This window comes from Nitrosomonas nitrosa (assembly GCF_003051105.1).
Lineage (GTDB): Bacteria > Pseudomonadota > Gammaproteobacteria > Burkholderiales > Nitrosomonadaceae > Nitrosomonas > Nitrosomonas nitrosa.
Genome location: NZ_QAOO01000001.1, coordinates 164061 through 176732, shown reverse-complemented (window position 1 = coordinate 176732; position 12672 = coordinate 164061). Strand labels below are relative to the sequence as shown.

The following is a 12672-nucleotide window of genomic DNA, read 5'->3' as shown; positions in this document are numbered from 1 at the left end:
AGATAACGCCAGAATTTGTACATATTGCTATATACACAAATACTTATCTAAATATTATTTCTTTACCTGTTTTCTCTATTGGCTCACCTACCGCGCCTTTACTGATACCCTGCCAACGAAAATCACTGCCGACCTGCACTTCGCCTGTCGTTGGATCCCAAATCACTAATTGCATATTTCCCCATGTACGATCGTACACCTTGACGGTATGACCTTTTGCTTCCAAAGCGGCAATGGTTTCAGTATCGAATGCATTGGATTCGGCTGAAATCTCATCGGGCAGATACTGATGATGATAGCGTGGTAAATTAGCGACCGCCTGCGCATCATCCCCGTCGATCAATGCCAAGATACCCAGCAGCACCGTCGTAATAATACGGCTGCCTCCTGGTGATCCCAAGGCAGCTACGCGATTACTACCGATCAGAATACTGGGTGTCATTGAAGACAATGGCCGACGCCCAGGCGCAATCGCATTGGCGTCTTCTCCAATCAACCCATAAGCATTAGGCACACCAGCCTTAATTGAAAAATCATCCATCTCATTATTGAGCAAAAAGCCTGTTCCTGGGACGACGAAGCCACTGCCGTAGGGTAAATTCACGGTTTGCGTGACCGATGCCATATTGCCCTCCTGATCGACTATGGAGAAATGTGAAGTGCCAGGGCGTTCGGCATATTGGCTTACACTCGGCAATAATCGACTCGGCATAGCCTGATCCGGGTGGATACTGGCACGCAAGCCTGCCGCATAAGCCGGGTGCAACAAAATATCCAACGGTATAACGACATGATCTGGATCGCCTAGATAAATTGCGCGATCACGATAAGCGCGCCGCATTGCTTCGATAAAGAGATGAGCGCGGGTAGCATCGTCCATCGATACATAATCGTAGCCATCGAGGATATTGAATATCTGCGACAACGCAACTCCCCCCGATGAAGGGGGCGGTGCAGTAATAATCTCGAAATGACGATGCCGCAATCGAATCGGTTCACGCTCGACGACGGTGTAGCTGCTAAGATCCTCTATCGTCCAGATACCGCCCGCTTTGCGGACTTCCTCGACCATGTGACGAGCGAAAGCGCCGTGGTAAAACCCTGCTACCCCTTCGCGCACCAGCCGCTCGAGTACCTGCGCATAATCCGGATTATATAGCCGGCTACCGATTTCCGGTATCTTGCCATCAGGCTGAAACAGCGCTGCTGCAGCCGCATTGCGGGCAATGACATCTGCCTTGAAAGCAAACATTGTCCGGTTTTTCTCACCAAATTTCCAACCTACACGCGCCAAACGAATAGCGGGCTTTAGAGATTCCGACAGGGGTAAGCGTCCGTACCGTTCAGCGATATGTACAATCCCTGCGGGTAAGCCGGGAATAGCCGCAGATAAGGGACCGCTGATCGCCTGACTGCGCTTGACCTGCCCTTTTGTATCCAGATACATATCACGGCTCGCTGCGGCAGGCGCTCGTTCGCGTGCGTCAACGAATACCACATGGCCATCGTGCTTGCGCAACAGAAAAAAACCGCCCCCGCCTAATCCTGAACTTTCCGGTTCAACGAGCCCGAGCGTGGCACTGATTGCCACCGCAGCATCGAATGCATTGCCTCCTGCTGCCAAAACCTCCAATCCAGCATCGGTTGCGTAAGCGTTAGCACTTGCCACAGCAGGCTGCTTAGGCTTGACCGTATCCGGCTGTGCCCACGCCAACCCTGGCAGAATAATAAAGATGTAAAGGAAAAGCGTTCGACTTCGCATGATTGCAAAGTAACAAAGTTTCGAAGCAGGGTCAAAAATGAGATACGATCATACAACCAACAAGCAAACATGAATAATGGAGTCCTAGACATCGATGCGCTATGGCAGTGAAGGTTCTTTCGATTCCACACGAATACGCAGCGTCGTCAAATAATACTGGGTCAGACCCTCAAACGCTGAATCTGTCCCTGCAAACACCCATAAAGTGCCGTTCTCATCAGTTTGTGCAAAAATTTTCTGTCCTTCCGTACTCACCCGCTTGAGCTCCCATAATACATTTGCACCGGCGTCACATTGTTGGCTGTTAGCAAGATTGCCAACGACCCGTGCATGCGCTCCGGATTCAGATTGATTGCCATAATCGATATTGAGTCGGAGCCAGTTATCGCTACTGTCGATTACAGCATTGGGCTCTATACCGACAGCGCCCAGTTTCACATAAACGCCTTCTCCCGGGGAGCCTCCCACCCCAATACACCCTTGCGGTACATTACTGGCAATCTCCGCATCGATTTCCACCCGATAGACTGTTGAGGGTTGAAGACCTCGAATAGGGCTTTTGATCAACATAGCCAAATCATCCGATCGATTATGACCGGTCAAGCGTAATCCTGAGTACCCCCACAGCGGAGCGGGCAACTGTTCATGCCGAAAATCCAATTCATAGCTATTGGGGTCGTAGTCGGCTGGAAGGTCGGCAAAAACAGGGGTAAAACCAACGGCGCCACGCTCAAAACTATAGATGAATTGTTGGCTAAACTGTTCTTCTGCAAAACAATTTGTCCCCTGAAGAAACGTGATTGAGTAAATATTCTAATTAATTCAATCACTTAAAACTTCAAGAATAGTCGATATACAAAAAACTATACTAGGAGACAAGTTCATGAAAGTTTTTGCAGCGGCAGTTCTTTTCCTTACCCTTTCCTTTAATGCCTCAGCATGGAAAGGGGTACAGATAACGGATTCATCTCAATTAGATGAAGTTGCTAGTTTTTCAACTGCCTTTGGGTACGTGCCCGACAGCCTAGAAAATTTAAAAAATGTATTGGATGTAAACCAAGGCAGGATGCTACCTATAATTGAGATTTCCAGATATTTTTGGGATTATGACACGGGAACTTTTATATTTAAAGACCCAACTGAATTGTTAAATGCGCTTGGTAATCATAAAATAATGATTATGCTTGATGAACCTTTTTGGTGGGTTAGACAAGCCTGTCATGCAGGAAAACAAACTGCATGTAATGAAATAGCCGCAGATTACATTAACACTAGACAGCTTTTTAAAAATTTAAAACTCGCTTTAGGATATCAAATGCTTCATGTGGAAGCATTTTTAGAACTCAATATTCAGAAAGCCGAAAGACCAAACGAAAACGTATTAACTGTGGAGGCGGCTGATCATATAGCCTTTGACTGTTACGGGGCGTTTGATGATTGTGGCGGTAGATCACAATTTGAATATGCGGCTTGGCTGTATGATTCTATGTTGTCTCATCAAAAAATATTCTTGATTGCTGGAGCTTTCAATTTTGCAGATGAAGCCGTTGTTATCGATCAACTAGAAAAATACAGTGACCTATATAATGAGTATAGATATTTAATTTCAGGGATAGGAATTTTCACATGGGGTAATTTTGATGGAATAAATGGAGCTAGGAATATTCCAAATTTGAAAGCTCAAGTCGAGTATGTATTGCAAACCATTGATTAAGGAAAGGAAAAAAATGAACGAAAATATCATGAATGCATATCGACTGAGCAAAGACCAATACGATTTCTTGATGAATGAGTGCAAAAAATTCCTACTAAAAAAGGAAATTAACAAGTATAAAACGGAATATTATTTCATTGGGACAAGGGAAGAGATTAAGGATATGCTGATAAAATTGCAATACATGGATTTTGATAAATTTATCAGAACGTTTTTTTGAAAGTAAAGGGGTGGTTTTAGCCATCCCTTTTTTACGCTATATCTCATCAATCTTTATGCTGCACTCACTCACATATAATTCATTCAGAATTAAAGATAAATCATCTAGCCGCCCATATATCTCCATCGATTTCTTAAAGTCCTCATCTTTACCCTGTGCCAATGAAACATAAACCGGATTTCTTTTTCCCACTGACCTGAAAATATTAATCAATTCTGCTCTTTCGGATTTATTTAAATGAGCAAGGTTAAATTCAAGTGATTTTGTTACTGGCCTATAATCAACTACACTGTCTCCGGCCTCAGTCCTTGTAACCTCCGAACGGTCATCTAAAGAAGAAACAACTCCAATTGACGCGCCATAATTAGTTTGAATCGATTTACCCGCAACTAATCTTGAAATTTCAATGAATCCATCAGGATTAGTTGATGAATCAATGGTTATGTTAATATCATGCACTTGATGATTAGGTGTTTGAATTGAAAAATAATTTCCCCCACCATAAGCAAAAGATGAACTATTATTGGTATCAAAACCTTCAGGAGGATCGAACACTTGCCCAACGGTAACAGGTGGGAATGATTGTTGCAATTTTCCTGTGGCTAATTGACCTATATTATTATAACCCCATGCCCATAAAGTATTAGCGGTTTTAGTGGCCATACTATTATTAGCACCAGCAGCAACTCTATTCCAATCTGTTCCTGGTATTTGTATCGGAGATGATCTATGCTGCGCTAAATTATTCCCTAATTGCCCTTCCGTGCCCTTACCCCATGCCCATAATGTACCATCGGTTCTAGTTGCTAATGAATGGAAACTGCCAGCAGAAATTTTATCCCAATCTGTTCCTGGTATTTGTACTGGAGACGATCTTGGTATAGTATTATTTTGTCCTAGTACTCCAGTACCTCCAGCACCCCATGCCCATAGAGTCCCATCAGTTTTGGTTGCTAATACAAAAGAATTTTTTAATGATATCTTATTCCAGTTTGTACCTGGTATTTGTATCGGAGATGATCTATCAATAGTATCATTCTGTCCTAAACTTCCCGTAATATTATTACCCCATGCCCATAGAGTACCATCGGTTTTTGTTGCAACAACGGAAGAAATAGTCCCAACAGCAGCATCCCTCCAAGCATTACCTAGAATTTGAATAGGAGATGATCTATCTATAGTATTACTTTGTCCTAATTGACCAGAAGCATTACTACCCCATGTCCATAAAGTACCATCTGTTCTGGTTGCAATAGAATTACCTAGTCCTGCAGATATTTTATCCCAAGTAGTACCTGGAATTTGAACTGGGGATGATTGCGGAATTCCGCCTATACCATATCCTAATCTACCTGCACCACCATTTCCCCAACTCCATAATGTGCCATCAGTTTTTACAGCATGTACATGTTGATAACCAGCGCTAACGGCACACCAATTAGTTCCAGGAATCTGCACAGGAGATGATCTATCAATAGTATCATTCTGCCCTAGTTGACCAAATTCATTACACCCCCATGCCCATAAAGTGCCATCGGTTTTTATAGCAACCGAGTATGCATTAGTTTCGTTGCCGATATCAAAGGCACACCAATTTGTACCTGGAATTTGAATAGGAGATGATCTGCTTTCCAAGTCACCAGGCACAATATAATCTAGTTGGATACTGGTATTTGCATCAAAATTATTTAAAGCGAATCCAACAAAATCATTATCTATTGCCTGATCGAATGACACGGTAATACTTGCATTACTAGTGTTATTTGATCTCCAGGTGGATGATTTTCTATCACTCTTTAAATTTGAAACTGGATAATCGACAGCCTCACTATCAACAATTACATTAGCCGTTTTAACTTTATCCTTACCCAATATCAGCATTTCTTCTCGCCTCGATTTCAACTCTAATTGGATTTACAACAGTCTCCCAACAATAATTTTTAAATGTCTCTACCATTGCCATAATCTCAGCATTGGATTCAAAATTGGCAAGGCCGGTTTCAATATCAAGTGTATATTGTTCGTAGTTTTGATTGGGTAATTCTTCAAAATTTCCATTGACATTATTTCCTACGCCAACCTCAATTATTATTCTTTTGCTTGGGCTATATAGCATTGTTACAATTTCTTCTTTTTTGCCAAAATGAAAAGTTTTATCCCTCACTTTTTTCTCCTTATTATTATGATGTGATACTATTATTTATTCTTTCCAATCTCTCCACCTTGGAACTTAATTGCTGAACAGCTCTAACCAATGGGGCGGTCATTGCCATATAATCCACTCCCCAATATCCATTTGGATTTAGATAATGTAAGCAATCGTCATTTCCTTCTACCAACCCCTTCATATCCTGGGCTATAAATCCATGATATAAAATATCGGGATTGTCTTTCTTCCTGAATGTAACCGGATTTAATTTGTTGATAAAATCCAACCCTAATCTTTCGGGTGAAATATCAAATTTAAGTCTTTTATCGGAAACTGAATAAATGGTTATATTTGATCCACCGCCACTTGTCGAAACACCAGATACCGAACTTAGGACATTGAAGTTACTTGATGATACAGTTGCAGTTCCAGAATGAGAGCCAATGGTTCTACAAAATGAAGTAGAGTGGTAACCATCTACCATATCGGCGTTAAGATTAGACACTAGTGAGGTATCGGTAATCGTCATTTTTCCAATAACGCCTAATGCAGTACCGCTTCCGGTATGAATGGCAGTTACACCTCGACCAGAACCAGAAGCCGTTCCGGTCACACCATTGGCAGCACTTGATCCGCTACCAAGTACAGCAGCATAACCGGATGAAGATGCACCAGCCCATAATCCAAAGCCACCCGATGCACTTGTGGGATTAGCTACTAAGGAGGCATTTTGTCCTTCAGTTAATCCCATTCCTTTAAACGCACCCCTTCCGGTAATCTCAATATTAGAACTTCCCGAGATAGTGCCAGCGGTAACAGTTCCTAAATTAGCGGCAATGGCTGATAAGGTGGAAACGTTGATTTTATCGGCGGTAATTGAATTGGCGGCAATCCTGGCTGCAGCTAAAGTGCCAACAGTTATTTCGCCAGCATTAATTGTTCCCCCCTTGCGCCAAGTTCCATCGATCTTGAACCACATAGTATTAGTGGATGAATTATAGTGTGCATCCCCATCATTTCCACCTGTTGGGTTACTTGTGGATGTGCTGAAATAATTAGATGTTGCCGTTGCAGGTGGGCCATTATCAACTTGTAAGTAATCTATATTATATTCAGGTGGAATGGTTACTTGATTTTTCCTTGTAACCTCACTGTCCAAATAGATATCACGTGGATTTATTGTTGCAGCCATTTAAATTAACACCTCCAGGTTAACGTTACCATTCCCCAAATTAATTTGAATCCCAACCACCTGACCTGTTTTCCCACTATCTAACCCAAATCTATTTGTTGTTATTGTTACAAAATCCCCTAAGTTCATTGTCATAAATTTAGGGGTAACAGTTAGGGATAAAATGAATCTAGGGGTGGAATAGATGGAAAGGTAATGATCCGCCAAATCTTGAGCATCCGATTCTTGTAATAATAAAGTGGGGATTGCTTCAACCTCTACCAATTGCTTATAGTTAGATTTAACTGTTGCGTTTTCAGCCTTAACTTCTAGCCATTCTTTAGCCAATAAATCTTTATGGGCTGCAGGTATTCTAGTATCGAGTACCGGCTGAACAGTCCAATTTTTGCAATATTGAACTTTGAAACTACCCTGAACTTTTATTTTCTGGGCGACAGATAAAGAACCGGCAATAATATCTTTACTTGTGATTTCAGTAGGGGTTCCTGTTGGGGTTAATGTTACCTTATGCAGTTGTAATTTACCCAGTCTATTAACCATCAATTGAGCGCCAACAGATTGTGCGATTTGATTGCATACGTTTAAAACAGTATCGGATAAATCGATATAGATACCTAGTGGTTGGGGATTGGCTAAATCAAAAGCATTAAAATTTGATGAATCGATATCCCCACCAGAAAATCTTAAATCACTGTGACCATATGTAGTTACAATTCTATTGATTATATTGGCTGCTGTTGTATTCCAGTTTGTGGGCTTATCCCCTTGAACGCTACAGGTAACTTGCCCAAATGGATCTTGAGTAAGTACAAAAGTACCCGTTGTGTTATTGGCGGTAAATCCAACCGGAACTCCATTGTCCCTAACTTCAATAACTCCCTCAGTTGCCCCTTGATGATATTGATATTTTAAAGTTGCCTCATCGGCCAACAAAGGAGATATGTTAAAAACCTCCCCAAAACATAACGGCAACAATGAATCCTTATTATTACCGCTGCCCCCTAAGTAATTCTCAGTTAAAGGGAATTCTAATCGTTGTAATTTATCCCTAACTTTAATGTTTAAAACATCCCTTGATTTGGAATCAATATCATCGGTGACACCGTCCAGCACCAATTCAAAATCTACTTTATCAAATCTAACGTCACCAACATAAACTTTAACGGAACGATTAGCCCATATGTAATCTAAATAAGAATCGATTGAACCATCGGCATTCATCAATTCGATATCGCCAACGGTAAATCCACTTCTACCATCCAGTGATAATCTTTCTGTCATTGATATAGAATCACCAATTACAATTGGGTTATAACCAGGGTACGGTCTACTTGATAAATTTAAAGTTTTTTCTGCCCCATCCTTAACATCGACATCAACTAAAACACACTTATATGTAGAATCGGATTCTATCCAATCTTGGAATGACATTATCTTCCCCCCGCAATTTTGTAACGTGTATTAACCCAAACTTGATTTTTTACACTTTGCATTGTGCTGTTTATAATTCTTTCCGCATTATCGATATTGGATTGAACAGTTGTTCTTATTGATGCATCTGTCTGCCTATTTTGTTCTCTTCGCAATTCCTTAACTTCCTGAATTAATTCTTTGATTAAACCTGATACTGATTCAGGAATGACTGCTTCCCCTTTATGCAACATGGCTATTCCGTCTTTCGGTACAAAATCAGTTCCTGACTTAAACATGGCTAGATTATTCTTTCTAACCCAGTCTTCAATCTCCTGAACACTCCATCCCATTGCATAAGCTAATCTTTGACGGCTAATTCCATTTGATACTGCAGCATCATAAACGGCCATTAAGTTACCGGAATTGGCATTCACAAATTCCCTAATTTGACTATCCGATATATAACTTCCTGATCTAATATTGGTTAGGTCTTTTTGGGTAACGCCTGGAACAGCAGATATAATTTGACTATCAGAAACCCCTTTACTTTTTGCCCAATCTAATTTTTGACTGTTGGATAAATTAGGATCATTGGCTACCGCTTTGATCTGCTCATTGGTTATATTTTGATTGCCAGTTGTGGCAGCCATTACTTCGATTAAATCCCTAATGGCATCCTCTACCGACTTGACACTGTCATTTACATCAAGTAGACCTGATACTTGTTCTTTTAAAACCTTAAGTTGCTCATCTGCATAATCAACTTGCTCTTGAGCATAACCCTCTGCTTCTTCTAGTATTTTTCTTACCAGATTAAAATCAGATACATAGGTAGCACTCGAAGCATTGTAAACTTGAGATGCCTTGAGGAATTCCTCCGCAACCCTTGGCAATTCTTCAAAGGCTTTTTGATCGCCTGATCTCATCCCTAAAACGGCTCGATTAAATGCAATTCTAGCTTCATCTAGTTTTTGGGCAGGGGTTAATGGAGACAAAGCCCCTTGTCCTAGTGATTGCCTAAATTGAGATAAGTTATTGATAATCTGTTTGAATGAATCCCTAATAGCAGTTAATGAGGATGATCGGGAATCATAAGCCTGTTGAAGATCATTCTTTAAATCGTCAATATTTTTAACGGCTTGGGCGAATCCATCAGTTAAGCCTTCGGTCGATTCATTAACGGATTCAATCGAATCATGTACTTTATCAAATAAAGGAGCTAAAACTAGAAGCTCGGCGAATAGTTCTTGTGATATTCCGTTTGCATTACCATATGATTGGACTAGGGCGGTAAACTCTTGCCTTGTCATTTTGGCATTCAATCCTAGCCTATTTAATTCTTCGGTTAACTTTTCTTGATCTCTAGCTGCTCTAACGGATGCATCAAGGAATTCAGATTCAAAATGATTTGCAAGATTACTGAAATTTTCTATTCCACCAAATAACTTGAGGAACGTTTCTTGAAAACCGAAACCAGCATTCTTGACTAAATCCCTTCCTTCCTGTAAGGATTTACCTAGTATGACAGTTGCATCTACTAGGGTGATAAATTCACCTGTTAATCTTTGGAAAGTTTGGAATAGGGATTCGCCGGATTTATTGAATTGTTCGACACTTGGCAAGACTAGCCTAGTCATTGATTCGCCAAAGGAATTGAACAACTCTGTTATTTGTTGTTGCGCTTTTTCTTGATCATTATGATCAATTCTAATATTAAAACCTTCTCTGAATGCATCTAGGGCGGATGCATCAATCTGTAATTCTTTTGTGAAAGTTCTGATCGAATTCGAGAAACCGAGAAGAGTATTGTCAAGTAACTCCTTTAATTCTTGATCAATTTCAGTTGAGATGAACTTAGATTTATTCGATGTGAATAATCCACCCTTAGACTTAAATTTATCTCTTATAGTGGCATCAACCGAATCAGCATCAACCTCCCCGATAAAGTTTCTGGCATTGAGTTTATAGGGGCCTCTACCAAATAGAGCATTTAGGCTACCGCCAATAATCCCACCTAAAGGCCCACCTAAAACAGTACCGATAGCAGATGTGATAGTGCTATTCATTCCAAATAGCTTCTTATCGCCGCCTATCTCTTTGCCTAAGTAAAAGCCAATGGCATTTGCTAGAAGTGGGCCTGCAACAGTTGCAAATTGAGTACCCATTAATGCAGCTTGACTGGAGACACCTGGAACTGTACCGCCACCCATACCGGAGATAAATGCCCCAATAGAACTTGATCCTGGAATAAAATTACTTAAGGTGGAGCCAGTGCTAAAAATTGATGATAATTGATTAAAAAAACCACCAGAACCACTAGAACTTTTACCCTTAAATAAATTCTCAAATCCACCTAATAATTTACTGGATGCTATCTCAGCCGCCATTCTGTAAAGGGTAGACCCTAATGACTTAACTAATCCCTTTAGTCCTTTGTCGAATGGATTAAAAAGGAAATCTGCAAATGCAGTTTGCATATTTCTTGCTGCTTGGACTACATACTGGTTAGAATCCCTTAGTGTATCTTTCGTGCCTTTACCGAGTTTTGACCATTCTACAGTTGCATTAGTGGCTGCCTGTTTCCACTGTTCAAAACTCAATAATCCATTGTCATGTAATCGTTTTAACTCTGTCAATTCATCTTGTAATTTGTCGAGTGGAGTTTTTAGAGATTCGATTACCTGTTGTGACTTTTTAAGTTCCTCATTCCATATTCTTGCGCCTTCGGTTTCCTCAATTTGCTTGTCATGCAATGCTTCAAGGTGGGCAATGTATTCTTTTGATTGTTCGGATAATCCGAGTTTAGCCGCTTGAAGTTTAGTCAATTCAAGTTTCGTCAAACCCGCTTGCTCGGCTTCTTGTTTTAATTGGGCAATGAATTTTTCAGATTCTGAAATTTCAGGCTTTCTGGATTTTCCACCAGTAGGCTTACCTCCACCAGTACCACCGCCAGTTTTAGGGGGAGTGATTACTTCTTGCGTTGCTTGTTTCGTTTCCTTGGCTGATTGCTTGAGCTTATCTAATTCTTCTTTGGCCGTTTCAATTTGATAAAGAAGAAAATCCTCTTCTTTTTTATTGAATAATATTTTTTCGCCAAATATAGGGATATTCTTTTTATCCCTTAACGAGTTTAATTTATTTGTTAAATCATCGATTTTTTTAACTTGACTATCTATTTCGGATACTTTAGCGCCACCACCAAATACACTAGCTAGGACATTAGCTGCTTGAGTGCCCCACTTGACAGTTGTAGTTAAAAACTCAATCAAACCAGTTTCGGCAATGGCAATTTTCAAATCGAACATTGCATTATTCAAGCGGTTTAATTGAGCGTTTAAACCTTGAGAATTTGCAATTGCTTGATCGCCAAATGTTTTTGTGATTTCAGATGCAAGGGCAGGTAACAATTGATGAGCCATTATCTGACCAGAAGATATCATCTTGTTGAGCTCACCGACAGTAAGCCCCATTGCCCTAGCAGCCATCTGCATTGCGCCTGGGATCACCTCGCCCAATTGGCCCGAAAGTTCTTCTAGTGAAACTTTTCCTTTAGAAACAATTTGTTGCAGTGCTAATAATGCTCGGCCAGTATCATCAGAGCTAAGACCCAATGCACCCGCAGCTTGAGCAACAGCAACAAATAAATCTTGAGTAGCTTTTCCTTCTAATGCGGTTCCCCTTGCGGCCGCGGCCAATCTAGAATATTGCTCAGATGAAGTTTTTAAATCGATCCCTAACTGGGATGTAACAGTTTTTAAAAATTCAAAAGATTTAGTTGCATCGCGAACCGACCCCGTGCCAACCGTTAAAGCAGAAAAAACTCTATCTAGTTGAATACTTGCATCTGCAATAGATTTAACTGTCGATACAGAAAATAAACCCGCAAGGCCAAAACCAAGGGTTGATTTTAAATTTGAAAATCCAGATTGAAGTGATCTCTCTAACTTAGTAACAGAATTATTAGTCTGTTCTATGTTATTGATTACAGACTTAAATGCTGATTGCGTTAGATCATTTCCGACTATGTCTATTTGAGCTTTCGTTGCCATACTTTCTTCTTATTGTTTTTATTATTTTTGTTGGCTTTATTGTTGGGACATTTCTGCCTTCTGCTTTTCCAACCTGTAATCCCTTATCATCAATAACAGATGAATCATTTCTTCAACTTGTTCCACTCTATAATATGCAAATGGTATATCTAGTTTTGATGCGTCGAATCCCC

General features: G+C 40.5%; 8 protein-coding genes. 1 reads left to right on the top strand and 7 read right to left on the bottom strand.

Going from position 1 to position 12672, the window contains the following annotated elements:
- Nucleotides 1–43: 43 nt before the first annotated feature.
- Both ggt and C8R30_RS00855 read right to left on the bottom strand, forming a co-directional pair.
- Nucleotides 44–1762 carry a gamma-glutamyltransferase gene (ggt, locus tag C8R30_RS00860; RefSeq protein WP_090666049.1) on the bottom strand — a complete coding sequence of 573 codons (1719 nt, stop codon included), beginning with the start codon at nt 1760–1762 and terminating at the stop codon, nt 44–46.
- 99 nt (nt 1763–1861) lie between these two features.
- Complete coding sequence (locus C8R30_RS00855) at nt 1862–2422, bottom strand: hypothetical protein (RefSeq protein ID WP_146162664.1); 561 nt, start codon at nt 2420–2422, stop codon at nt 1862–1864.
- A gap of 223 nt (nt 2423–2645) precedes the next feature.
- On the opposite strand from C8R30_RS00855, the gene C8R30_RS00850 reads away from it, so the two are divergent.
- Entirely contained in the window at nt 2646–3476 is an 831-nt protein-coding gene (locus tag C8R30_RS00850; RefSeq protein ID WP_107789304.1) for a hypothetical protein, read from the top strand.
- 256 nt (nt 3477–3732) lie between these two features.
- Here C8R30_RS00850 and C8R30_RS00840 read toward each other — a convergent pair whose 3' ends face one another.
- From C8R30_RS00840 to C8R30_RS00820, 5 genes are read right to left on the bottom strand one after another with little or no spacing between them, the layout of a single operon-like run.
- A complete protein-coding gene (locus C8R30_RS00840; RefSeq protein WP_107789302.1) occupies nt 3733–5577 on the bottom strand; it encodes an RCC1 domain-containing protein in 1845 nt (614 codons plus the stop codon).
- Nucleotides 5561–5860, bottom strand: a complete 300-nt coding sequence (locus C8R30_RS00835; protein ID WP_107789301.1) for a hypothetical protein — start codon at nt 5858–5860, stop codon at nt 5561–5563. Before C8R30_RS00835 ends, C8R30_RS00840 begins: the two co-directional genes overlap by 17 nt.
- Nucleotides 5861–5876: 16 nt before the next feature.
- Entirely contained in the window at nt 5877–7037 is a 1161-nt protein-coding gene (locus C8R30_RS00830) for a tail fiber domain-containing protein (RefSeq protein ID WP_107789300.1), read from the bottom strand.
- Nucleotides 7038–8468, bottom strand: coding sequence for a hypothetical protein (locus tag C8R30_RS00825; protein WP_107789299.1), 1431 nt, complete (start codon nt 8466–8468; stop codon nt 7038–7040).
- Nucleotides 8468–12499 carry a tape measure protein gene (locus C8R30_RS00820; RefSeq protein ID WP_107789298.1) on the bottom strand — a complete coding sequence of 1344 codons (4032 nt, stop codon included), beginning with the start codon at nt 12497–12499 and terminating at the stop codon, nt 8468–8470. The genes C8R30_RS00825 and C8R30_RS00820 overlap by 1 nt, the downstream gene beginning before the upstream one ends.
- Nucleotides 12500–12672: the final 173 nt, after the last annotated feature.